The sequence below is a fragment of the Streptomyces sp. NPDC088147 genome (assembly GCF_044741565.1).
Classification (GTDB): domain Bacteria; phylum Actinomycetota; class Actinomycetes; order Streptomycetales; family Streptomycetaceae; genus Streptomyces.
Window position 1 is genome coordinate 470,851 of the sequence record NZ_JBIUSY010000004.1, and the last position, 23,736, is coordinate 494,586.

Sequence of the window (23,736 nt, forward strand, 5' to 3'; positions counted from 1 at the left end):
TCCGGCACCATGACATTTATCAGCTATCTCCATGACATCCGTCAGCCGATGCCATGAGAAACCTCATCGCCGGCACCGGCCGCACGGTGATGCCGTATACACATATCTCCACGCTTGTGTGACCGAGGTCACACCCTCTCGGGCGGGGGTGGCACGCGCAACGCCGCGCCCGGGGAAGGACGTTCATCCCCCGGGCGCGGCCGACTACGGGTCACACAGCTCGGCGCGCTACTTCAGCAGGTACGCCTTCACGATGGTCGTCTCGTAGGTGTTGCCGTTCTTGTCGGTGAGCTTCGCCTTGAACGAGACCGACTTGGCCGTCTTCGGGTGGCTCAGCGACAGGCTCTTCTTGCCGTCCTTGCCGGTGGTCACCGGGGCCTTCGCCCACGTGGTCCCACCGTCGTAGGAGACCTGCACGGACAGGGACTTGAAGCCCTTGCCCGACGCCGGGCCCTCAAGGGTCAGCGGAACGGTGAGCTTCTTGCCCGCCGCCGCGGTGCTGCCCAGGTCCAGCTTCGGGGCGAAGCGGACGGTGGAGAGCGGAAGGTTCACGATGGTGTCATCGGCGGGCTTCTTCGAGGCGAACGTCCACGCCGCGGTGACACGGGTGCTGACACCGGCGACCTTGGTGGAGCGCGACGCGTCCGTGCTGATGCGGTACGCGGCGGACTTCGCGGGCAGACCGGCGATGAACTGGCAGAGGGCGTCCTTCTCGTCGAGGACGTTCTTGCCGTCGACGGTGATCAGCGTGCGCTGCTTGGAGACCTCCGACTGGCCGAAGTGACCGGCTCCGTCGGTGAACTCCGGGATGCAGACGGCCATTTCCTCACCCAGGCGCTGCGCGGTGTTGTTCGCGTCCACCTTCGGGCTGAAGACACCGACGTTGTACGTCTTCTCGTAGGTCTTCTTCGCCTGGTACGCGCGGGGCGGGTCGGACTGGAGGTACACGCCGCCCTCCTCGCCCGTGCCGTCCTGGCCGATGTTGAACTCCCACTGGAAGCCCTGGGGAGCGGTGACGTATGTCTTCGCCGTGGTCGGGAGGGCGAACGGCTGGGTGACCGTGCCGACCCCGAACGTTTCGTCCTTGCTCCAGAACGGGTTGACCGTGCCCTTGCGGCCCTTGGCCGAGGCGCCGGTCTTGATGTTCACCAGGGCCAGTTCGCTCTTGGACGCAATGTGGGTGAAGCCGGTGTACATCGAACCGGCGCGGTTGTAGAGCAGGTTGTAGCTGGTGCTGCCCTTCTGCCAGGTGCCGCCCAGCTGGTTGCTGAACTCCTTGGCGGGCAGTGCAGCGCCGAGCTGCGCGGTACGGAAGCCCTGGAACGAGGGCAGGAACCAGGTGCTGCCGAAGGAGTTGCTCCCCGAGTCAATGGTGTAGTTGAGATACGTGTCGAGCAGCTTGGCGGAGTCCGGCGCCGTGATCGAGACCGGCTTCGCCTTGCGGGCGTCGAAGGTGACCGTGGCGTTCTTGGTGACCGAGAACTTCGGCTGGACCATCAGCGCGATGTCCGGAGGCGTGTCGCCGCCCCTGGGGGTCTGGACCGGTGCGTCGAGCGTGTACACGCCCTTGGGGACCCGGATCTTGGCGATGCCGTCGCCGTCGGTGTCGTACGGGTTCTCCCAGAAGTCGGCGCCGAGGCCGTAGACGGTGGTCTCGGCCTGCGCGGGCTTGCCCTTGGTGTCGACGAACTTCATCGTGAGGTCGTACGACTCGACCTCGCGGGTCACCGCGAACGACGTACGGGCCTGCTGGCCGCCCTCGGTCGCCTTGGCGGTGACCGCGCCGGAGTACGTGCCGTCCAGGGTGCCGACGCGGGTGTCCGCGGTCAGCGCGACCTCGGCGGTGCCGCCTGCGGGGACGGTGACCTGCTTCGCGCCGAGCGCGAAGAAACCGGCCGGGGCGGGCTTGCCCTTGGGGCCGATGGTCGCCACCGACAGGTCGAGGGTGACCGGCTTCGTTCCGCTGTTGCGGTAGGTGATCGACTTGGTCACCGGCTTGTCGTCGGTGTGCGGCCACTGCTGGGTGCCGAAGCCCAGCGAGGTCTGCTCGCTCGCCACCGTCTGGGTGATCGCCCTGGCCACATCGGCACGGCCGGTGCCCTGCTGATGGGCCGTCAGTCCGGTGCCGGGCTTGGCCGAGGCGGTCAGCGTCTGCTTGATCCGCTGCCCCGTCCAGTCCGGGTGCTGCTGGGCGAGGAGAGCGGCGGCGCCCGCGACATGCGGGGTCGCCATCGAGGTGCCCGACATCGACACATAGCCGTCGGCGGCCGGGTCACCGATCTGTCCCTGGGCCGCCTTCGCCGCGACGATGTCCACCCCGGGCGCGGTGATGTCCGGCTTCAGCGAGCCGTCGGCCGTCGGGCCCACGCTGGAGAAGTCCGCGATCTGGTCGGCGCGGTCGACCGCCCCGACGGTGAGCGCGGAGGCCGCGCTGCCGGGCGAGCCGATCGTCGAGGCGCCGGGGCCGTCGTTGCCCGCGGCGATGACGAAGAGGATGCCCTTCTCGGCGGAGAGCTTGTCGACCGCCGTCTCCAGCGGGTCCGTCTCCGCCGTGTCCCCGCCGCCGAGGCTGAGGTTGGCCACCTTCGCGCCCTGGTCGGCGGCCCACTGCATGCCCGCGATGATGCCGGAGTCCTCGCCGAATCCGGAATCGTCCAGCACCTTGCCGTCGAGGATCTTCGCGCCGGGCGCGACCCCCTTGAACGTGCCGCCGGACTTGGCACCGGAGCCCGCGGCGGTGGACGCGACATGCGTGCCGTGGCCGAAGTGGTCGACGGTGTTGCCCGCGCCGGAGAAGTCCTTCTGGGCCAGTTCCACACCCTTGAGGTCGGGATGGGTCTCGTCCACGCCGGTGTCCAGGACGGCGATCTTCACGCCCTTGCCGTCGTATCCGGCCTTCCAGGCGGCGGGCGCGCCGATCTGCGGAACGCTCTTGTCCAGGCTCGCCCGGCGCTTGCCGTCCAGCCATACGCGCTCGATGCCCTGCGCGACCGTACGCTGCTCGCCCCGCCGCTCGCCGGCCGCGGTGAGGGCCTGCCACACCTCGGCCGTACCGTTCTTGGGCGCGGTCACGGCCTCGCCCTTGACCGCGGGCAGGGCCCGGCGTACCGAGACGTCCGCGGCCGAGATGGCCGACTTCGCCCGCGCCTTGTCCCCGGCGGCCGTGGCGTACGACACGATCAGCGGGAGCGTCGCGCGGTGCGCGTCGTCGTAGCGGTCCTTGATGAGCTGGCTGACATTGAACAGCCGCCGGTCCAGCTTGCCCTGGGCCACCAGCCGGGACGCGTCGGAGGGCAGCACGTACGTGGCGCCGGCGATCCGGTTGACGGTTATTCGGATGTTCTCGCGGCCCTTGGCCGGCTCCACCCGCGCCACCCGGCCCTTGGCGTCGACATGGACGCGGTCACCGGTGATCAGGGTGACGACAGACGACTCGCCCTTCGCCTGCCGCGCCTTCGCGGCGAACGCCTCCGCGCTGTCGCCGGCCGGTGCGGCGTCGGACGCGGCTCCCGTGGCGACGCCCGTCGTCAGGCCCGCGGTGAGCAGCGCCGCCACCATGGCCGCGCCCGCCCTGCTGCTGTTTCTGAGCAACTCTCCCCCAAAGGTGAGGTGTTGTGTCGAAGAACCCCCGAAGCGACGCATACCGGGAGGGTGCTGATCAACCGGAACCGCGTCGGCACGGAAGACGGAAGGCCGCCTCATGGGGTTCATCCGCACCACGGTCGAATTGACGCCACTTTTGACGGCGATGATCAGCCACGAGCGGTGCGGGTGGGCCCTCAACTGGGCCCGGGGGCCCTGCGCTTGGGCCCGGACCCATCCCTAGGCTGCGGAGACTCCGGGGGGAAACAGCAGACGACGTGCGCGAGGAGAACTGATGAAAGGTGCCGTACGGTTGCGCAGATGGCATGCGCATGACCACATACTCGGCCCCCCGCCACGTCGCGACCGGGGTCAGAGCGGGGCCGAGTACGCGGCGATGGTCGGGGTGGTGTCCCTGGTCGTGGCGGCGATCGTCGGGCTCAGCGTGCCCACCGACGAGGCGACCGGGCTGAAGAGCGCGGTCTGCCGAATACTTCACCCGCTGAGCGGCGCCGAAGCCTGCTCCTCCGGCGACTACGAGGACGACGGGGACGGCGGCGGGGGCGACGGGGACGGGGGTCCCGGCGACCCGTTCGTGCCCAACGGCGACCCGTTCGAGCCCGCGAAGTGTCTGCTGTCCCAGGACCAGACCAAGACCACCGTCGTCATCCAGATCCTCTTCATCAAGATCAGCAGCTCGGAGACGGTCAAACTCCAGCAGTGGTCCGACGGCACCGTCACCCTGGAGCGCGTGACCGAGAGCGGAGCCGGCGTCACGGCGAGCATCTCCGCCGGCATCCCGGGACTGAAGGACTGGGGCGGCAGCGCCTCGCTGAGCGGCAGCTATGTGAAGGGCAGCGGCAGCGGCGGGCAGTGGCTCTTCAACGGGAACAAGAGCGGCGATCCCCAGGCGGATCTGGCGGCCAACCTCGAAGACGCCCAGCAGTTCACCGAATACCTCAAGGCACAGGGCGAGTGCAACAGCAGGCCCGCCGGTCCGCGCTCCTCCGAGCTGGGGATGATCTGCGGCTACCACGCGGGCAAGAAGAAGCCCGACCTCGAACCGGAGAAGGCGCCCGACGTCGACATCACCAAGACCTCCACCGAGGCGTCCGGTGGTGTGAGCTTCGGAAAGACCTTCAAGAGCAACGGCAAGAGCGGCAAGGACACCAAGGGCGGTAAGGACGGCAAGGGCGCCGACGGCCCCAAGGACCTCGGCAGCATCTCCTTCGAGGGGCTCTCGGGCGCGATGACCGAGGACGTGGTCGTCATGCGCGCCAAGACCGGCCCGGACGCCGGGAAGATCACCTTCGTCTACACCTTCTCCGTCAGCGGCACGGCGGGCGGGGTCGCCCAGGCCAAGGGCAGCAGGATGCAGCAGGTCGCGGTCACCTACGACGCGGCGGCCTACGACCAGGAGGAGAAGGACGACAAACCGCACCACCCGCAGAAACTGACGATCACCACCAGCCAGGAATCCGGAGACGGCCCCGGCATCCAGACCGGCGCGGGAGCCAACGCCGGTCCGGTGACGATCGACGTCGGGGGCGGCGGCGGAACCGTCCAGTCGAAGATCCACACCGAGTCCGCCGAGGTCACCCTCGACAACGACACCGACAGCACCGCCGTCGAGGACTGGCTCCGCGGACGCGGCGACGCCCCCGCCAGCAACCCGCTCCCCACCCCCTCCGACGCCGCCGAAGCACTGGACGACGACGCGGGACCCATCGAGCGCCTGATGCACGACAAGGGCAAACTCTCCCGGCTCGACTACAACGCCAACACCGACTGGTGGAACGCCTCACTCGGCATCGGCTTCGGCATCTCCGCCGGACAGGTCAGCCTCGGCTTCAAACTCTTCGGCATCGACATCACCCACGAGGAGAAGAACCAGACCATCACCGGCGACCCGACCTACGCCACCGGCCCGCAGAGCGGCGGCGCCCGGCCCTGGGTGGAGTGGAAGAACTGCACACGGACCAAGCCCATCCCGACCTGACGGTAAGTGACCTGACGGTAAGTGAATTGACGGTAAGTGAACCGACGGTGAGTGACCTGAGGGGTGAGTCACCTGTCGGGTGAGCGACCCGAGGGGGCTGTTCGTGGGGGCCGGTGGTCCCGCGAACAGCCCCCTCGCGGGGCCGACGACGATCGGCCGGAGGGCCTCCGCGCGGCGGGCGGCGCGCGCCAACGGCCGCGCCGGTCAGGGCAGTACGGCGATACCGTCCAGCTCGACCAGCGCCTGTTCGTCCCAGAGCCGTACGACCCCGATCACCGCCATCGCGGGATAGTCACGCCCGGCCAGCCGGCGCCAGATCAGGCCGAGTTCGGCCACGTGGGCCCGGTAGTCCGCGACATCGGTCGCGTACACGGTCACCCGCGCGAGATCCGCCGGGCCGCCGCCCGCCGCCGCGAGGGCCGTGAGGAGATTGCCGAGCGCCGTCTCGAACTGGGCGGGCAGGGTGTCCCCCACGACGGCGCCCGCCGCGTCGAGCGCGGTCTGTCCGGCCAGCAGGACCAGCCGCCCACCGGTGGCGGAGACGGCGTGCGAGAAGCCGGTCGCGGGCGAGAGCCCGGCGGGGTTGAGGCGCTCCAGGCTCATCGGACCCCCTCCCGTTCCGCGTGCGAGGAACCGTACAACTCCCTGGCGATGATGGTGCGCTGGACCTCCGTGGCGCCCTCGTAGATCCGCGGCGCCCGGACCTCGCGGTAGAGATGCTCCAGCGGATGGCCGCGCTGGAGGGCGCGGGCGCCGTGCAACTGGACGGCGGCGTCGACGACGTACTGCGCGGTCTCGGTGGCGAACAGCTTCGCCATGGCCGAGCGCCGCGGCACGTCGGGGGCGCCCGTGTCGTACGCCGTGGCCGCCGCGTACACCAGCAGCCGCGCCGCCTCGGTACGGGTCGCCATCTCCGCGATCTGGTGCGCCACCGACTGGAGTCGGCTGAGCGGGCCGCCGAACGCCCTGCGTTCCGCGGTGTGTTCCAGGGCCGCGTCCAGCGCGGCCTGGGCCATGCCGACGGCGAAGGCACCGACGCTGGGACGGAACAGGTTGAGGGTGGTCATGGCCACCCGGAAGCCGTGGTCCACCTCGCCGAGGACATCGTCGCCGGTCACGGGTACGGAGTCGAAGGCGAGCGCGCCGATGGGGTGCGGCGAGAGCATCTCGATCGGGGTGCCGGTGAGCCCGGGACGGTCGGCGGGGACGAGGAAGGCCGTGACCCCGCGGGCCCCGGCGCCCCCACCGCCCCCGTCCCCGGCGTCCGTGCGGGCGAAGACGGTGTAGAAGTCGGCGTCGGGGGCGTTCGAGATCCAGCGTTTCTCGCCGGTCAGCAGCCAGCCGTCGCCGTCCGGGACGGCCCGCAGGGCGAGCGCGGCGGCATCGGATCCGGCGCCCGGCTCACTGAGCGCGAACGCCGCCACGGCCCGCCCCGCGCGCACCTCGGGCAGCCACCGTGCGCGCTGCCCGCCGCTCCCCGCCAGGACGAGCGGGTACGCGCCGAGGCCCTGGAGCGCGAGCGCGGTCTCGGCCTCCGTACAGCCCTGGGCGAGGGACTCGCGCAGCAGGCACAGTTCCAGCGCACCGGCCCCGAACAGCCGCTCCAACAGGCCGAGTTCACCGAGGGCGGCGATCAACGGACGGTTCACCTCGCCGGGTTCGCCCCGGTCGGCGATCGGGCGCAGCCGTTCCACGGCGAGGGCGCGCAGCCGCGCGCACCAGTCGGTCTGTACCGGATCGAGCGAGAATACGGGCATCCGGGCCCCCACTTCCAGCGCGTCTATCGCGGACCGTTGACTGTCGTCATCTTCACGATACGCTCGATGGGCGAGCCCGCCCCAGCACCGACCCACCCCAGCACCTCGATGGACGACCCCACCACCGCAAGGGGGCGCACCATGGAGCTGACACCGTCGGCCCACCGGGACACCTTCGCGCGCGACCATCTGCCGCCCGCGGACCAGTGGCCCCGGCTCCTTCCCGTCCCGTACGCGCCGGACTCCCCCGGCGGTCCCGACCGGCCCGACCGGCTGAACTGCGCGGCCGAGCTGCTGGACCGTACGGTCGAACGCTTCGGCGCGGACCGGCCCGCCTTCCGCGGGCCCGGCGGAGAGGTCTGGACGTACGGCGAGTTACGCGGGCGCGTCGACCGGATCGCCCATGTCCTCACCACCGATCTGGGCGTGGTGCCGGGAAACCGGGTGCTGTTGCGCGGACCGACCACGCCCTGGCTGGCGGCCTGCTGGCTGGCGGTGCTGAAGGCGGGCGCGGTGGCCGTCACCGTGCTGGCCCAGCAGCGGGCCGCGGAGCTGGCCACCATGGGCGAGATGGCGCGGATCGGCCATGCGCTGTGCGACATCAGGTCGGTGGACGAGCTGGTCCGCGCGGAGATACCGGGGCTGCGGATCACGACCTATGGAGCGGACACACCGGACGATCTGCTGCGGCTGACGGACGGCAAGCCGACGCGCTACACGGCCGTGGAGACGGCGGCGGACGATGTGGCGCTGATCGCCTTCACCTCGGGGACCACGGGCCGGCCCAAGGGGTGCATGCACTTCCACCGTGACGTTCTCGCCATTGCCGACACCTTCTCGCGACAGGTGCTGCGCCCCGGGCCCGACGATCTCTTCGCGGGCAGCCCGCCGCTCGGCTTCACCTTCGGTCTCGGCGGTCTGGTGATCTTCCCGATGCGCGCCGGGGCCTGCGCGCTGCTGCTCGAACAGGCCCGGCCCGCCCAGCTGTTGGCGGCGGTCGCCCGGCACCGGGTGTCCGTCCTGTTCACCGCGCCGACCGCCTATCGCCTGATGCTGGACGAGCTGGCCGCGCGCCCGTACGACATCTCCTCCCTGCGCCGCTGTGTCTCGGCGGGCGAGAATCTGCCGGCCGCCACCTGGCAGGCCTGGCGGGAGCGCACCGGGCTGCGGGTCATCAACGGCATCGGGGCGACCGAGCTGCTCCATATCTTCATCTCCGCGGCGGACGAGGAGATCCGGCCGGGCACCACCGGGGTGCCGGTGCCGGGGTGGCAGGCGCGCGTCGTGGACCGGTCGGGCGCGCCGGTGCCCGACGGGGAACCGGGGCTGCTGGCCGTCCGCGGCCCGGTGGGCTGCCGGTATCTGGCGGATCCACGCCAGCGGGAGTATGTCCGGGGCGGCTGGAATCTGACCGGCGACACCTATGTACGGGACCCCGAGGGCTACTTCCGCTATGTGGCCCGCGCGGACGACATGATCATCTCGGCCGGGTACAACATCGCGGGCCCGCAGGTCGAGGACGCGCTGCTGGCCCATCCCGATGTGGTCGAGGCGGCGGTGGTGGGCCTGCCCGACGAGCTGCGCGGCCAGGTCGTCGCGGCGTATGTCGTGGTGCGGGACGGGGTGGCGCGCGGCGAGGGGACGGCCGCGGCGCTGCGGGAGTTCGTCCGGGCCCGGCTCGTGCCGTACAAATGCCCGCGCGCGGTGGTCTTCCTGGACGCGCTGCCCCGTACCCCCACCGGCAAACTCCAGCGCTTCCGGCTGCGGGTTCCGGGCCCGGGACCCGCCCCCGACGGAGCCGGGGACCTCTCCGAGAGGCTCTAAAGTGATCAGGTGGCCGAGCAGCACACCCCCCGATCCCTGATCGTCACTCTGTACGGCGCGTACGGGCGCACACCGGACGACACCCCCCTCGCCGTGGCGGAGCTGATCCGTCTGCTGGGCGCCCTCGGTGTGGACGCGCCGTCCGTACGCTCCTCGGTCTCCCGGCTCAAACGCCGTGGCCTGCTGGTCCCCGAGCGTACGGCGCGGGGCGCGGCCGGATACGCGCTGTCGGCCGAGGCGCGCCAGCTGCTCGACGACGGGGACCGCAGGATCTACGCCCGGCCCGCGCCCGAGCTGTCCGACGGCTGGGTCCTCGCCGTCTTCACCGTCCCGGAGTCCGAGCGCCACAAGCGCCATCTGCTGCGCTCCCGGCTGACCCGGCTCGGCTTCGGAACGGCGGCGCCCGGCGTCTGGATCGCGCCGGGCCGGCTCCACGAGGAGACCCGGCACACGCTGCGGCGGCTGCGGCTCGACTCGTATGTCGATCTGTTCAGCGGGCAGCACCTCGGCTTCGAGGCGACGGCCGACGCCGTGGCCCGCTGGTGGGATCTGGACGCGATCGCCACCCAGCACGAGGAGTTCCTCGACGCGCACGAGCCGGTGCTGCACGCCTGGGAGGACCGGATCCCGGGCTCGCGCTCCGGCACGCACTCCGGCGCGGGCGGAGGCGCGGACGGAGACGCGGGCACAGACGCGGCGGAGGACGCGTACCGCGACTATCTGCTGGCCCTGGACTCCTGGCGGCATCTGCCGTACGCCGACCCCGGTCTGCCCGCAGGGCTGCTCCCGGAGAACTGGCCGGGCGCGCGGTCCGCGGAGGTCTTCACCCGCCTGCACCACCGGCTGCGGGACGCAGGGCTCGCGTTCGTGGAACGGCCGTTCACCGAAGAGTGAGGCGCGGCTTCGGATCGTCGGTGCGGCCGGCCGGGGGTGTGCGGCTGCCCGCGCGGTACGGCGGCGGCCAGGGCGCGGCCGGGCCCTCGTACCCCTGGGCCCCGGCGGCGTGCAGCGTCCACTGCGGGTCGTGGAGATGGGGCCGGGCCAGCGCGCACAGGTCGGTACGGCCCGCGAGCAGCAGGGAGTTGACATCGTCCCAGGAGGAGATGGCCCCCACGGCGATGACCGGCACGGACAGGGTGTTCCGGATCAGATCGGCGAACGGGGTCTGGTACGAGCGGCCGAACTCGGGCCGTTCGTCGGCGACGACCTGGCCGGTGGAGACATCGATCGCGTCGGCGCCGTGCGCGACGAAGGCACGGGCGATCTCGACGGCGTCCTCGGGGGTGGTACCGCCGGGCGCCCAGTCGGTGGCGGAGATCCGGACCGTCATGGGCCGGTCGTCGGGCCAGTCCGCGCGGACGGCGTCGAAGACTTCGAGCGGGAAGCGCAGCCGGGCGGTGAGCGAGCCGCCGTAGGCGTCGGTACGCCGGTTGGTCAGCGGGGAGAGGAACCCGGAGAGCAAGTAGCCGTGGGCGCAGTGTAGTTCGAGCAGATCGAAGCCGCTGCGCTGGGCCCGCCGGGCGGCGGCGGTGAACTGTTCGCGGATCGTGTCGAGCTGACGGCGGTCGAGCTGGTGCGGGACCTCGCTGACACCGGGGCGGTACGGCAGCGGTGAGGCGGCGACGAGCGGCCAGCCGCCCACGGGCAGCGGCTCGTCCATGCCTTCCCACATCACGCGGGTGGCGCCCTTGCGGCCCGCGTGCCCGAGCTGGACGCCGATGGCCGTGCCCGGTGACCGCGTGTGCACGAATTCGGTGACTCGGCGCCAGCCGTCGCCCTGTTCGCGGTTGTAGAGCCCGGCGCAGCCCGGGGTGATGCGTCCCTCCGGGCTGACACACACCATCTCGGTCATGACGAGTCCCGCGCCGCCCAGGGCGCGGGCCCCGAGATGGACGAGATGGAAGTCGCCGGGGACGCCGTCCACGGCGGAGTACATGTCCATCGGCGAGACGACGACGCGGTTGCGCAGGGTCAGCCCGCGCAGCCGGAAGGGCGTGAACATCGGCGGGGTGCCGGGCGGGCAGCCGAAGTCGCGCTCCACCGCCCGGGTGAAGCGGGGGTCGCGCAGCCGCAGGTTGTCGTGGGTGACCCGGCGGCTGCGGGTGAGCAGCCCGAAGGCGAACTGGCGGGGCGGCTGGTCCGTGTAGGTGGCCAGTTCCTCGAACCAGCGCAGGCTGGCGGCGGCGGCACGCTGGGTGGACTCGACGACCGGGCGGCGCTCGCTCTCGTACGCCGCGAGCGCGTCCGGCAGTTCCGGGCGCTCCTCGATACAGGCGGCGAGGGCGAGGGCGTCCTCGACGGCGAGTTTGGTGCCGGAGCCGATGGAGAAGTGGGCGGTGTGGGCCGCGTCGCCTATGAGGACCGTATGGCCGTGGCTCCAGCGCTCGTTGACCACGGTGCGGAACGCGCTCCACGACGAGGCGTTGGCGCGCAGCGGACGTCCGCCGAGCGCGTCGGCGAAGATCTTGGCGCAGCGGTCCGCGGACTGCCGCTCGTCGAGGTCCGCGAATCCGGCCGCCCGCCAGACCTCTTCACGCATCTCGACGATGACCGTGCTCCGCGCGCCGGCGGCGCCGTTCGCGTAGGGGTAGCCATGGAGCTGCATCACGCCGTGCTCGGTCTCGGCGATCTCGAAGCGGAACGCGTCGAGGGCGAAGTCGGCGGCGAGCCAGACGTAGCGGCAGCGGTGGGTGGTGATCGTCGGGGCGAAGACCTCGGCGTGTGTCCCGCGGGTGAGGCTGTGGACCCCGTCCGCGGCGATCACCAGGTCGTACGCGGTGGCGAGTGCGGCGGCGGGCGGGGCCTCGGTGCGGAACCGCAGCCGTACGCCGAGGGACGCGCAGCGCTCGTGCAGGATCTCCAGCAGCCGGCGCCGGCCGAGCGCCGCGAAGCCGTGGCCGCCGGAGGTGAGCGTACGGCCGCGGTGCACGATGTCGATGGTGTCCCAGCGTACGAACTCGGCCTGGAGCGCCCGGTGGACGACGGGATCCGCGTGCTCGATACCGCCGAGTGTCTCGTCGGAGAGCACGACACCGAAGCCGAAGGTGTCGTCGGCCGCGTTGCGTTCCCAGACGGTGATCTCGCGGGCCGGGTCGAGCCGCTTGAGCAGGGCGGCGGCGTAGAGCCCGCCGGGTCCGCCGCCGATGACCGCGACGCGCGGGACGCGGGCCATCAGCGGCCCTGCCACTTCGGGGGCCGCTTCTCGGTGAAGGCGGCGTGGAACTCGCGGTAGTCGGCGCCGTTCATCAGCAACGCCTGGGTGGCGGCGTCCAGTTCCACGGCGGCGGCGAGGGGCATGTCGAGCTCGGCGGTGAGCAGGGCCTTGGTCTGCGCGTACGCGAGCGCCGGGCCTTCCGCGAGCCGGCGCGCCAGCGCGGCGGCGCGCGCGTCGGCCAGGCCGTCGCCGGTGAGTTCACTGATCAGCCCGATACGTTCGGCCTCGGCGGCGGGCACCGGTTCGCCGAGCATCAGCAGCCGGGTCGCGTGCCCGAGCCCGACCACGCGGGGCAGCAGATAGGCCGCGCCCATGTCGCCCCCGGAGAGGCCCACCCGGGTGAAGAGGAAGGCGAAGCGCGCGGACGGGTCGGCGATCCGGAAGTCCGCGGCGAGCGCGAGGACGGCGCCGGCGCCGGCGGCGACCCCGTGCACGGCGGCGATCACCGGGAAGGGGCACTCCCGGATCGCCCGGACCACCTGGCCGGTCATCCGGTTGAAGTCGAGGAGCCGGGCGGTGTCCAGGGCGAGGGTGGCGCCGATGATCTCGTCGACGTCGCCGCCGGAGCAGAAGCCGCGGCCCTCGCCCGCGAGCACGAGGGCGCGTACGGAGCGTTCCCGGGACAGCTCGGCGAGCAGATCGCGCAGATCGGCGTAGGCGCCGAAGGTGAGCGCGTTGAGCTTCGCGGGGCGGGCGAGGGTGACGGTCGCGACGCCGGCGTCCCGGTCCCGGGTCAGTCGCAGATGGCGCCATTCGTCGGTGCCGGACGCGGAGCCGGTGAACGGGCTCATGGAGTGCGGCCTCCTTCGGCGTACCTCAGTCGAACCTGAGTGAACCTCGGCGAGCCTCGGCGGACGTCGGCGCGCTTCGGCGACGTCCGGCGCCACGGAGAAGTATCACCTGAATATGACCGTCGTCACAAGTACGCGATACGCCCGTGACAGGCTCGCGATGCGCCCGCGTCCCTTCCGTGACAATTCCGCGAGATTCCGCCCGTAGGCCGCTGAAGGTCCCGGTGGGCAAGGGCCATTGGTCCCGTGCCCGGCGGGCGGGCGCCTCTTGTTAACCCGCTCACGCTCCGTATGGTTGAACGTGATAGCAATTACCCCCGCACCCCCCGGCCGCACTTGTGCCTTGATCGGACCGCCCGCCATGCCAGAAGCCGCAGACTCCCCCTGGAGAGTCACGCTGCCCCACAGTGTCGAAGCCGTGCCGATCGCGCGCGCCGTCGTCCGTGACGCTCTGGCACATCTGGAGGAGCCGACGCACAGCGACACGGCGGAGCTGCTCACGGCGGAGCTCGTCGCCAACGCCATCCAGCACACCCTGGGGAGTGAGCCGATCGAGCTGGTCGTGGCGCTGCTGCCGACCGGCTGCCAGGTCGAGGTGCACGACTGCGACCCGGCCCCGCCGGGCAATCTCTCGCATCCCGGGACGATGCCGGACCCGTGGCAGGAGGGCGGGCGCGGGCTCCTGCTGATCAGTACGCTCAGCTCGGCCTGCGGCCACCGCACCACGGATCAGGGCAAGGCGGTCTGGTTCACGCTTCCGGCGGTCTGAGCCGGGCCCCGGGGCCCGGTCGCTCCACCTGGCCCCGGGACTCGTACGCTCCATCGGCCCCGGGACTCGTACGCTCCACCGGTCCCGCTACAGGGCGGCGTCGCTCCCGGACATCGTCGCCACGAGCACGGCCTTGATGGTGTGCATCCGGTTCTCGGCCTCGTCGAAGACGACCGAGTGCTTCGACTCGAAGACCTCGTCGGTGACTTCCAGCTCCGTCAGCCCGTGCCGCTCATGGATCTCCCGGCCCACCGCCGTGCCCAGGTCGTGGAACGCCGGAAGGCAGTGCAGGAACCTCACGTCGGGGTTGCCCGTCGCGCGCAGCACGTCCATCGTCACGGTGTACGGGCCGAGCGCCCCGATCCGCTCGTCCCAGACCTCCTTGGCCTCCCCCATCGACACCCAGACATCGGTGGCCACGAAGTCCGCGCCCGCCACGCCCTCGACGATCTCCTCGGTGAGGGTGAGCCGGGCCCCGCTGTCCGCGGCGGCCTCGCGGGCCAGGGCGAGGATGTCGTCCGACGGCCAGTAGGCGCGCGGCGCGACGATCCGTACGTCCATACCGAGCAGGGCGCCGGTGACCAGATACGAGTTGCCCATGTTGAAGCGGGCGTCCCCGAGGTAGGCGAAGGCGATCTCCGTCAGCGGCTTGTCGGTGTGCTCGGTCATCGTCAGCACGTCGGCGAGCATCTGGGTGGGGTGCCACGCGTCGGTGAGGCCGTTGAAGACGGGGACACCGGCGTACGCGGCCAGTTCCTCGACGGTCTCCTGGGCGTCCCCGCGGAACTCGATACCGTCGAACATCCGCCCGAGCACCCGGGCGGTGTCCTTGGCCGACTCCTTCTTCCCGATGTGCGAGCCGGCCGGGTCGATATAGGTCGTGGAGGCACCCTGGTCCGCCGCCGCCACCTCGAAGGCGCAGCGGGTGCGGGTGGAGGCCTTCTCGAAGATCAGGGCGATGTTCCTGCCGCGCAGCCGCTGGACCTCGGTGCCCGCCTTCTTCGCCGCCTTGAGTTCCGCGGCCAGATCGATCAGGCCGCGGAACTCCCCGGCCGTGAAGTCCAGCTCCTTGAGGAAGTGGCGGCCTTCGAGGTGTATCGCCATGATGGCTGCTCCTGGGGCACGAGTCGCGAAGAGTGGGGAGGATACCGGACACTGGAACTATATACGACGACCTGCATCGCTATACGGCCCACCTGACCCACACCACGCTCCTCGCGCCCCGCGCCCACATCCCCGCCCGCATCCGCATCCGCCGCGTCCGCCCGGATCCGCACTCGCGTCCGCCCGGACCCGCGCCCGCGTCCGCCCGGACCCGCGCCCGCGCCTACACGGCGTCACGTTCCACCGGGCAGCTCATACAGCGCGGCCCGCCCCGGCCCCGGCCCAGCTCGCTGCCCGGGATCTCGATCACCTCGATGCCCTGTTTCCGCAAATGCGTGTTGGTGGTGACATTGCGCTCGTAGGCGACGACGACCCCGGGCTCGACCGCGAGCACATTGCAGCCGTCGTCCCACTGCTCGCGCGCCGCCGAGTGCACGTCCTGGGTGGCGGTCAGCACCCGGATGTCTGCCAGGCCCAGAGCCGCCGCGATGGCACGGTGCATATGCTCCGGCGGATGGTCGGTGACCTTCAGCTCCCGGCCGTCGCCACCCGGTTCGATGGTGTACGAGCGGAGCATGCCGAGGCCCGCGTACTGCGTGAACGTATCGCCGTCGACCATCGTCATCACGGTGTCGAGGTGCATGAACGCCCGCCGCTTGGGCATGTCGAGCGCCACGATCGTGGTGGCGGAACCGGCCGCGAAGAGCCCGCGCGCCAGCATCTCGACCGCCTGCGGGGTGGTGCGCTCGCTCATCCCGATCAGCACGGCCCCCTTGCCGATGACCAGGACATCACCGCCCTCGATGGTGGACGGGTAGTCGTCCTGCCCCTCCGACCAGTGGTGGAAGGCCCCGGCGGCGGGCCCGGTGAACAGGGGGTGGTGTTTGTAGATCGCCTCGAAGTGCACGGTCTCGCGCTGCCGGGCGGGCCAGCGCATCGCGTTGATGCTCACGCCGTCATAGATCCAGGCCGAGGTGTCCCGGGTGAAGAGATGGTTCGGCAGCGGGTCGAGCAGGAAGTCGTCCAGCTCCATCGCGTGGAAGCGGACGGACACCGGCTCCGCGTGCTGCTCCAGATACTCCCGCTTGGTCATCCCGCCGACCAGCGCCTCGACCAGCCGGTCCGTGGGCTGTCCGTCGAAGACCGCCCGGAGATGGCCGGTGGCGAGCGGACCGTACTCCTTCTCGTCGAAGACCCGGTCCAGGACGAGCCGCCGGGCCGCCGGGAGGTCCAGGGACTCCCTCAGCAGATCGCCGAAGAGGTGCACCTGGACGCCCCGGTCGCGCAGGAGCGCGGCGAACGCGTCGTGCTCCTCCTGGGCGCGGCGTACCCAGAGCACATCGTCGAAGAGCAGTGTGTCCTTGTTGCCGGGCGTGAGGCGTTTGAGCTCCAGATCCGGGCGGTGCAGTATGACGCGGCGCAGCCGCCCGGTCTCGGAGTCGACATGGAATCCCATGTCTCCCATCCTCACCGTGTGGAGCGTGGTTCACGCGGCGAACGGCCGAGGTCCTGTCCCGAGGTCCTGTCCCGAGGTCCTGTCCCCGGGAGCGGGTCCTGCCCCGGGAGACAGGACCCGCTCCACCGTCAGAGCCGGGGGTCGACCGGTTCCGACTCCAGGGCCAGGACCGCGAAGACGGCCTCGTGGACCCGCCACAGCGGTTCGCCGTCCGCCAGCCGGTCCAGGGCCTCCAGGCCGAGGGCGTACTCCCGCAGCGCCAGCGACCGCTTGTGGCCGAGGAAGCGGTTGCGCAGCCGCTGGAGGTTGTCCGGGCGGGTGTACTCGGGCCCGTAGATGATCCGCAGATACTCCCGGCCCCGTACCTTCACGCCCGGCTGCACCAGCCGGTTCCCGTCGTCCCGTACGAGCGCCTGGAGCGGCTTGACGACCATGCCCTCGCCGCCCCGCTCCGTCATCTCCAGCCACCAGTCGACACCGCCGCGCACCGATTCCGCGTCGCCGGTGTCCACGATCAGCCGCCGGGTGACCTGGAGCAGACCGGTCGGGTCGTGCTCGACCAGCCGGTCCAGCCAGGCCAGCTGCTGGTCGTGCGGGACGCCGGCGAGGCTGCGGCCCTGGACGGCGAGCAGCTGGAACGGCGCCAGGCGCACGCCCTCCAGTCCCTCCGTCGGCCAGCAGTAGCGCCGGTACGCCTCGGTGAACGCGGCGGCGTCCGTCGCGCGTCCGCGCTGCGCGGCCAGCAGTCCCCCGACCTCGACGCCCCGGGACGCGGCGGCTTCGAGCGCCCGCGTGACGGCGGGGAAGGCCGCCCCGGCGGCGGCGCCCACCGCGGCGTACTGGGTACGCAGCAGGCCGGTGGCCTTCAGCGACCAGGGCATCAGCTCGGCGTCCAGCAGCACCCACTCGGTGTCGAGTTCCCGCCACAGCCCGGCGGCGGTGACGGCGGTGCGCAGCCGGTCGAGGATCTCCTCGGTGACGGCCTCGTCGTCGAAGAAGGGCCTGCCGGTACGGGTGTGCAGCGCGCCGGTCGGCCCGGCCACGCCGAAGCGTTCGCGCGCCGCCGCCGCGTCACGGCAGACCAGCGCCACCGCGCGGGAACCCATGTGCTTCTCCTCGCACACGACCTGTCCGACGCCGTCCGCGCGGTACTGCGCGAACGCCTCGGCCGGGTGCTCCAGGTAGCCGTCCCGCTCCGAGGTGGCGGTGGGCGCCATGGTGGGCGGGAGATAGGCGAGCAGCCGCGGGTCGACCGCGAACCGGCTCATCACCTCCAGGGCCGCCGCCGCGTTCTCCTCACGTACCGCGAGGCGCGCCATGTGGCGGGTCTCCACGATCCGCTTGCCCCGCACATCCGCGAGATCCAGCGGACGGCCCTCTCTGCCGCCGGGCGCCTCCGTGACCAGCGGTCTGGCCGGCTCGTACCAGACCCGCTCGGCCGGTACGTCGACGATCTCGCGCTCGGGCCAGCGCAGTGCGGTCATCCGGCCGCCGAAGACCGCTCCGGTATCCAGGCAGAGGGTGTTGTTGATCCATGAGGTGTTCGGTACGGGTGTGTGGCCGTACACCACCGCCGCCCGGCCCCGGTACTCCTCGGCCCAGGGGTAGCGCACGGGCAGGCCGAACTCGTCCGTCTCCCCTGTGGTGTCGCCATACAGCGCATGGGAACGGACCCGGCCCGAGGTGCGCCCGTGGTACTTCTCGGGCAGCCCGGCGTGGCAGACGACCAGCTTGCCGCCGTCCAGGACGTAGTGGCTGACCAGGCCGTCGATGAACTCCCGCACCCGGGTGCGGAACGCGTCGTCCTCCCGCTCCAGCTGCTCGATGGTCTCGGCGAGCCCGTGGGTGTGCTGGACCTGCTTTCCCTTCAGCCAGCGACCGAGCTTGTTCTCGTGGTTGCCCGGCACACACAGGGCATTGCCCGCCGCGACCATGCCCATCACCCGGCGCAGCACGCCGGGGCTGTCGGGGCCGCGGTCGACGAGGTCCCCGACGAAGACCGCCGTGCGGCCCCCGGGATGCGCGCCGTCCTCGTAGCCGAGCTTGCCGAGCAGGGTCTCCAGCTCGGAGCGGCAGCCGTGGATGTCTCCGATGATGTCGAAGGGGCCGGTGAGATGGGCGAGGTCGTTGTAGCGGCGTTCGAGAACGATCTCGGCGCTCTCCACTTCGCGCTCGCCGCGCAGGATATGCACCTTGCGGAAGCCCTCGCGCTCCAGACCGCGCAGCGAGCGGCGCAGTTCGCCGCGGTGCCGCTTGATCACATGGCGCGGCATTCCGGCCCGGTCGGGGCGGGCCGCGTTGCGCGCGGCACACACCTCCTCGGGCAGGTCGAGGACGATCGCGACGGGCAGTACGTCGTGCTCGCGGGCGAGCCGCACGAGCCGCTTGCGGCTCTCCGGCTGGACGTTGGTGGCGTCCACGACGGTGAGCCGCCCGGCCGCGAGGCGCTTGCCGACGATGTAGTGGAGTACGTCGAAGGCGTCGGCGGTGGCGCCCTGGTCGTTCTCGTCGTCCGCGACCAGACCGCGGCAGAAGTCGGAGGAGACGACCTCGGTGGGCTTGAACCGGCTGCGGGCGAAGGTGGACTTGCCGGAGCCGGTGGCGCCGATCAGCACCACGAGGGAGAGATCGGGCACCGGCAGGGGACGCCGTGCGGCGTCGGTGGTGACGGGAGCGGTGGTGCTGGTCATGCGGCCTTCTCCTCCTTCCGTGTGGTCTGTGTGGTCCGTGTGGTCCGTGTGGTCCGCGTGGTCCGCGGGTCGGTGGCAGTGGCGGTGAACACCGCCATCTGCGTGGGCGGGCCCACCTCGGGGTCGTCGGGGCCGACCGGCCGGTACGTCACGTCGTATCCATGGCGCCGTGCCACCTCCCCGGCCCAGTCGCGGAACTCCGCGCGGGTCCACTCGAAGCGGTGGTCGCCGTGGCGTACGTGTCCGGCGGGAAGCGTCTCCCAGCGCACGTTGTACTCGACGTTCGGTGTGGTCACGACGACGGTCCCGGGGCGGGCCGAGCCGAAGACCGCGTACTCCAGGGCGGGCAGCCGGGGCGGATCGAGATGCTCGATGACCTCGCTCAGCACGGCGGCGTCGTATCCCTTCAACCGCTTGTCGGTGTACGTGAGCGCGCCCTGCGTGAGCGTGACGCGCTCGGCCTGGCGCTCGCTCATCCGGTCCAGCTTGAGCCGGCGCGCGGCGATGGTGAGCGCCCGTACGGACACGTCCACGCCGACGATGTGCCGGAAGCGCGCGTCCTTGAGCAGCGCCTGTACCAACTGGCCCTGGCCACAGCCCAGGTCGAGCACCGAACTGGCGCCCGCGTCGCGCAGCGCGGTCAGGATCGCCTCACGGCGCCGGGAGGCGAGCGAGACCTCCTTCGACGGCGCGGCCCCGGCGGCGTCCCCGGCCTGGCCGACGTCCCGGGGCTCGGCTGCGTCCCCGGCCTCGGTGCCGTCCCGGGGCTCGGTGGCGTCCCCGGCCTCGGTGCCGTCAGCGTCCTCGGCGGGGATCTCCTCCACCGCGTTGTCGATCGCCTCGACGTCGATGTCATCGGCCTCGGCGAGCCTGACCAGCTCAAGACGGGCCATGGCCTGCCGGGTCAGCCCCCAGCGGCGGGCCAGATAGCGGCTGGTGATCAGCTGCTGCTCGGGGTGCTCGGCCAGCCAGCCCTCGCCCGCCCGCAGCAGCTTGTCCACCTCATCGGGCGCGACCCAGTAGTGCTTCGCGTCGTCGAGCACCGGCAGCAGGATGTAGAGCTGGCGCAGCGCGTCGGCGAGCCGCAGCTCGCCCTCCAGCACGAGCTGCACATAACGCGAGTCGCCCCACTGCGGGAAGCGCTCGTCCAGCGGCACCGGCTCCGCCCGTACCGAGGCCCAGCCCAGCGGTCCGAAGAGCGCCTGTACCAGCTCGGCGCCGCCGCGCGCGGGCACCGCCGGGATCTCGATCCGCAGCGGCAGCGGGTTCGCGGCCCGCTCGGGGAGCGCGGTGCAGACGCCGCGCAGGGCGCTCTTGAAGACGGTGCTCAGCGCGACCGCGAGCAGCGAGGACGCGGCGTAGGGGCGGTCGTTGACATACCGCGCGAGGGCCGCGTCGGGGGCGCCGCCCCGGCCCTTCCCCTTGCCCCGTCGCACCAGCGCCACCGGATCGATCTCCAGCAGCATGGCCGCCGTGCAGCGTTCGGTGGACGCCTCGGGATAGAACACCTGGGCGGTGCCGTGCGACGTGGAGAACGTCTGCGCCCGGTCGGGATGCTTGTGCAGCAGGAATCCGAGGTCGGTCGCGGGACGCTCCGGGGTGCCGGTCGTACTGATCGTCAGGAACACCCGTACGAGTATTGCCCGCCGGATCCGCCACGACCAGGGGTTTTCCCGATGGCTCCGTCGGCCCCGCGCCCGCCGGAGCCAACGGCGGCGCGTCGTCGGGGTCCGCTCAACGCCCGGTCAGCGCGGTCAGCTCCGCGATCCGCTCCGGCCCGACCCGGCAGCAGCCGCCGACCAGCCGCGCCCCCGCCTCCTGCCAGGACCGCACCCGGGACGGATCGAAGGTGGCGTCCCCGCGCCAGCTCCGCGTCCTCGCGTCCCAGCCCTCCCCGCTGTTCGGATAGACGACGACCGGCTTGCCCGTCACCGAGGCGGCCAGCTCGACCGCGCGGTCGGTGTCCCCCGGCGCGCAGCAGTTGATCCCCACGGCGATCACCTGGTCGTCACCGGCCGCCAGGGCGAAGGCGTCGGCGAGCGGCTGTCCCGCCCGGGTGCGCCCGCCCTCGACCGAGTACGAGAGCCAGACCGGCACCCCGCAGCCGGCGGCGGCCCGCAGCAGCGCCTCCGCCTCGTCGGTGTCCGGGACGGTCTCCAGCGCGAGCACGTCCGGACCGGCCGAGGCGAGGGTCTCGATCCTCGGCCGGTGGAACCGCTCCAGCTCCCGCACCGGCAGTCCGTACCGGCCCCGGTACTCACTGCCGTCGGCGAGCATGGCGCCGTACGGACCGACCGAGGCCGCCACCCACACCTCGTCCGGTCCCGCCGCGCCCGCCCGGCGTGCCAGCTCCACACTGCGGGCCAGCAGCGCGCCCGCCGTGTCACGCGCCACCCCGCGCCGCGCGAAACCCTCGTACGTCGCCTGATAGCTGGAGGTGATCAGCACCCGCGCGCCCGCCCGCACATACGCCGCGTGAGCCGCCTCGATCTGCTCCGGGCTGTCCACGAGGAGCCGCGCCGACCAGAGACCGTCGGACAGATCGCAGCCCTGCGCGGCGAGCTGGTTGGAGAGACCGCCGTCGAGAACGACGGTCCCTCCGGCGAGGGCGGCGGCGAGTGTGCGGGTGGGTTTCACGGTCGCTCCAGTACGCGGTACGGCGGGGACGAGCCCCCGGCCCGACCGGCTCGGCCCGGCCCGGTTCAATCCGGCTCGGCCCGGCCCGGCTCGGTTCAATCCGGCTCGGTCCGGCTCGACTCGGCCCGGTCGGCTCTCTAGCTCAGCTGCGACTGGATCTGCGAGGAGATCAGCTCCAGATGATCCAGATCGTCCAGATCCATCACCTGGAGATAGATCCGCGACGAGCCGACGGCGCCATAACGGCCGATCTTGTCGACCACCTCGTCGGGCGAGCCCGCGAGCCCGTTCACCTTCAGCTCCCCCACCTCCCGTCCGAGGGAAGCGGCCCGGCGGGCCACCTCCGCGTCGTCCTTGCCGACGCACACGATCAGCGCGTTCGAGTAGACAAGATCGTCCGCCTCGCGGCCCACGGCCTCGGCGGCGGCCCGCACCCGGGCGAACTGCCGCTCGGTGTCCTCGATGGAGGCGAACGGGAGGTTGAACTCGTCCGCGTACTGGGCGGTCAGCCGTGGTGTGCGCTTCGCGCCGTGGCCGCCGATCAGGATCGGTACCTTGCTCTGCGCGGGCTTGGGCAGCGCGGGCGAGTCGGTCAGCTGGTAGTGCGTGCCGTCGTAGGAGAAGGTCCGGCCGGTCTCCGTGGCCCAGAGACCGGTCACGATCGCCAGCTGCTCCTCCAGCCGGGCGAACTTCTCCTTGGGGAACGGAATCCCGTACGCCTTGTGCTCCTCCTCGAACCAGCCCGCGCCCAGGCCCAGCTCGATCCGGCCGCCGGACATCTGGTCCACCTGCGCGACCTGGATGGCCAGCACACCCGGCAGCCGGAACGTACCGGCCGTCATCAGCGTGCCCAGGCGGATCCGCTTGGTCTCCCTGGCCAGCCCGGCCAGGGTGATCCAGGCGTCCGTCGGCCCGGGGAGCCCGTCGGCGGACCCCATCTTCAGATAGTGGTCTGACCGGAAGAAGGCGTCAAAGCCCAGGTCCTCGGAGGCCTTGGCCACGGTCAGCAGTGTCTCGTAGCTCGCCCCTTGCTGGGGCTCGGTGAAGATTCGAAGATCCATGCCCTCCATCCTGCACCTTCGGGCAGGGCTCCCCTCTGCCGTCCCCGCCGATCCTGCTCTCCCGATCCCGCTCCTTCTCCCTCTCCCGACCCCGCTCACGCTCCCTCTGCCGCTGCCACTCCAGCCCCAGCTGCCGCTCCTCGCGCTGGCGCGCCCACTCCCGCTCCCGCGCGCGGTCCCGCGCCACGAGCAGGCGCAGCATCTCGCCCACGCGATCGTTGGACTCGTCGGCCGCGTCGATCGCGTCGATGCACTGCCAGTACAGCCCCTCCTCGTCCGTGGCACAGGCCACCGCCACCAGCGCGATCCCGACCTCCCCCAGCAGTGCGCCGAGTCCGGTCAGGGCCGCCCGGATGTCGGCCACCCCGGAGAGCTGTCCGGCCCGTATCCGGCGGATGCGCGGCCCCGGACGGTCCGGTAAGCCGTCCGGCGGCCAGTCGACCGGTCCGTACGGTCCCTCCGATCCGTACGGTCCGAACGATCCCTCCGGCCCGTCGAGCCCGTTCGGCCCGTCCAGCCCGTTCGGCCCGTCCAGCCCGTTCGGTGCGGTCAGCCCGTTCGGTGCGTCCGGTACGTCCGGGAATCCGCAGTCGCTCCCGCCCCCCTCGGCCAGCTCCCGCGCCTCGCTCTTCAGCTCCTTCGGTCCGTTCAGCGCCAACTGGACGCCGATCGCACGGGCGAGGCTCTGCGCCTGCCACGCCTCGGCGATGACATCCCATTCGTCCGTGCTCCCGGCCAGGGCATGCCGGCTCACTCCGATGAGCCGTTCCGCATCCATCCGCAGCCCCCGTTCGTACGACAATCCTGCCCACGCAACTCCACTACCCAGAGTGAGGGATTGGCGACGGAAAG

15 protein-coding genes and 1 pseudogene are annotated in these 23,736 nt (G+C 71.6%); 4 read left to right on the forward strand and 12 right to left on the reverse strand.

Features of this window, described 5'->3' with window-relative positions:
- Positions 1-228: 228 nt before the first annotated feature.
- Positions 229-3,591 carry a S8 family peptidase gene (locus ACIOGX_RS17150; protein WP_401913996.1) on the reverse strand — a complete coding sequence of 1,121 codons (3,363 nt, stop codon included), beginning with the start codon at positions 3,589-3,591 and terminating at the stop codon, positions 229-231.
- A 304-nt stretch (positions 3,592-3,895) separates the two neighbouring features.
- On the opposite strand from ACIOGX_RS17150, the gene ACIOGX_RS17155 reads away from it, so the two are divergent.
- Positions 3,896-5,581, forward strand: a complete 1,686-nt coding sequence (locus tag ACIOGX_RS17155) for a hypothetical protein (RefSeq protein WP_401913998.1) — start codon at positions 3,896-3,898, stop codon at positions 5,579-5,581.
- A gap of 204 nt (positions 5,582-5,785) precedes the next feature.
- On the opposite strand, the gene ACIOGX_RS17160 is transcribed toward ACIOGX_RS17155, so the two are convergent.
- The gene (locus ACIOGX_RS17160) at positions 5,786-6,184 is read right to left on the reverse strand and encodes a RidA family protein (RefSeq protein ID WP_383964937.1); all 399 of its coding nucleotides are present in this window, start codon (positions 6,182-6,184) and stop codon (positions 5,786-5,788) included.
- A complete protein-coding gene (locus ACIOGX_RS17165; RefSeq protein WP_401914001.1) occupies positions 6,181-7,338 on the reverse strand; it encodes an acyl-CoA dehydrogenase family protein in 1,158 nt (385 codons plus the stop codon). Before ACIOGX_RS17165 ends, ACIOGX_RS17160 begins: the two co-directional genes overlap by 4 nt.
- Before the next feature lie 141 nt (positions 7,339-7,479).
- Between ACIOGX_RS17165 and ACIOGX_RS17170 the strand changes: the two genes are divergently transcribed.
- A complete protein-coding gene (locus tag ACIOGX_RS17170) occupies positions 7,480-9,162 on the forward strand; it encodes an AMP-binding protein (RefSeq protein WP_401914253.1) in 1,683 nt (560 codons plus the stop codon).
- Positions 9,163-9,171: 9 nt separating this feature from the next.
- Entirely contained in the window at positions 9,172-10,056 is an 885-nt protein-coding gene (locus tag ACIOGX_RS17175) for a PaaX family transcriptional regulator C-terminal domain-containing protein (RefSeq protein WP_401914003.1), read from the forward strand.
- Here ACIOGX_RS17175 and ACIOGX_RS17180 read toward each other — a convergent pair.
- The gene (locus ACIOGX_RS17180) at positions 10,043-12,334 is read right to left on the reverse strand and encodes a bifunctional salicylyl-CoA 5-hydroxylase/oxidoreductase (RefSeq protein ID WP_401914256.1); all 2,292 of its coding nucleotides are present in this window, start codon (positions 12,332-12,334) and stop codon (positions 10,043-10,045) included. The genes ACIOGX_RS17175 and ACIOGX_RS17180 overlap by 14 nt on opposite strands.
- Positions 12,334-13,167: an enoyl-CoA hydratase family protein gene (locus ACIOGX_RS17185; RefSeq protein ID WP_401914006.1), complete on the reverse strand. Its 834-nt coding sequence runs from the start codon at positions 13,165-13,167 to the stop codon at positions 12,334-12,336. Before ACIOGX_RS17185 ends, ACIOGX_RS17180 begins: the two co-directional genes overlap by 1 nt.
- Positions 13,168-13,528: 361 nt before the next feature.
- Here ACIOGX_RS17185 and ACIOGX_RS17190 point away from each other — a divergent pair, with 361 nt between their 5' ends.
- Positions 13,529-13,936, forward strand: a complete 408-nt coding sequence (locus ACIOGX_RS17190) for an ATP-binding protein (protein WP_356511663.1) — start codon at positions 13,529-13,531, stop codon at positions 13,934-13,936.
- Between the two features lie 87 nt (positions 13,937-14,023).
- Here the strand turns inward: ACIOGX_RS17190 and argF are convergent, their stop codons facing one another.
- The 7 genes and pseudogenes from argF to ACIOGX_RS17225 form a co-directional block, all read right to left on the reverse strand.
- Positions 14,024-15,040, reverse strand: coding sequence for an ornithine carbamoyltransferase (argF, locus tag ACIOGX_RS17195; protein ID WP_401914009.1), 1,017 nt, complete (start codon positions 15,038-15,040; stop codon positions 14,024-14,026).
- Positions 15,041-15,263: 223 nt separating this feature from the next.
- The gene (locus ACIOGX_RS17200; RefSeq protein ID WP_356511666.1) at positions 15,264-16,496 is read right to left on the reverse strand and encodes an arginine deiminase; all 1,233 of its coding nucleotides are present in this window, start codon (positions 16,494-16,496) and stop codon (positions 15,264-15,266) included.
- A gap of 128 nt (positions 16,497-16,624) precedes the next feature.
- A complete protein-coding gene (locus tag ACIOGX_RS17205; RefSeq protein ID WP_401914011.1) occupies positions 16,625-19,186 on the reverse strand; it encodes a polynucleotide kinase-phosphatase in 2,562 nt (853 codons plus the stop codon).
- Positions 19,183-20,814: a 3' terminal RNA ribose 2'-O-methyltransferase Hen1 gene (locus ACIOGX_RS17210; RefSeq protein ID WP_401914014.1), complete on the reverse strand. Its 1,632-nt coding sequence runs from the start codon at positions 20,812-20,814 to the stop codon at positions 19,183-19,185. Before ACIOGX_RS17210 ends, ACIOGX_RS17205 begins: the two co-directional genes overlap by 4 nt.
- A 106-nt stretch (positions 20,815-20,920) precedes the next feature.
- The gene (gene mmuM, locus ACIOGX_RS17215; protein ID WP_401914017.1) at positions 20,921-21,823 is read right to left on the reverse strand and encodes a homocysteine S-methyltransferase; all 903 of its coding nucleotides are present in this window, start codon (positions 21,821-21,823) and stop codon (positions 20,921-20,923) included.
- Between the two features lie 137 nt (positions 21,824-21,960).
- Positions 21,961-22,884: an LLM class F420-dependent oxidoreductase gene (locus ACIOGX_RS17220; RefSeq protein WP_356511674.1), complete on the reverse strand. Its 924-nt coding sequence runs from the start codon at positions 22,882-22,884 to the stop codon at positions 21,961-21,963.
- 148 nt (positions 22,885-23,032) lie between these two features.
- A pseudogene (locus ACIOGX_RS17225) lies at positions 23,033-23,662 on the reverse strand (DUF6099 family protein); the annotation flags it as partial.
- Positions 23,663-23,736 lie beyond the last annotated feature (74 nt).

Coding starts and splice junctions, on each gene's coding strand:
- ACIOGX_RS17220 (WP_356511674.1), bottom strand. CDS start 22,884: ATGGATCTTCGAATCTTCACCGAGCCCCAGCAAGGGGCGAGCTACGAG.
- ACIOGX_RS17200 (WP_356511666.1), bottom strand. CDS start 16,496: ATGGGATTCCATGTCGACTCCGAGACCGGGCGGCTGCGCCGCGTCATA.
- ACIOGX_RS17160 (WP_383964937.1), bottom strand. CDS start 6,184: ATGAGCCTGGAGCGCCTCAACCCCGCCGGGCTCTCGCCCGCGACCGGC.
- ACIOGX_RS17190 (WP_356511663.1), top strand. CDS start 13,529: ATGCCAGAAGCCGCAGACTCCCCCTGGAGAGTCACGCTGCCCCACAGT.
- ACIOGX_RS17185 (WP_401914006.1), bottom strand. CDS start 13,167: ATGAGCCCGTTCACCGGCTCCGCGTCCGGCACCGACGAATGGCGCCAT.
- ACIOGX_RS17170 (WP_401914253.1), top strand. CDS start 7,480: ATGGAGCTGACACCGTCGGCCCACCGGGACACCTTCGCGCGCGACCAT.
- ACIOGX_RS17180 (WP_401914256.1), bottom strand. CDS start 12,334: ATGGCCCGCGTCCCGCGCGTCGCGGTCATCGGCGGCGGACCCGGCGGG.
- ACIOGX_RS17205 (WP_401914011.1), bottom strand. CDS start 19,186: ATGACCAGCACCACCGCTCCCGTCACCACCGACGCCGCACGGCGTCCC.
- argF (WP_401914009.1), bottom strand. CDS start 15,040: ATGGCGATACACCTCGAAGGCCGCCACTTCCTCAAGGAGCTGGACTTC.
- ACIOGX_RS17165 (WP_401914001.1), bottom strand. CDS start 7,338: ATGCCCGTATTCTCGCTCGATCCGGTACAGACCGACTGGTGCGCGCGG.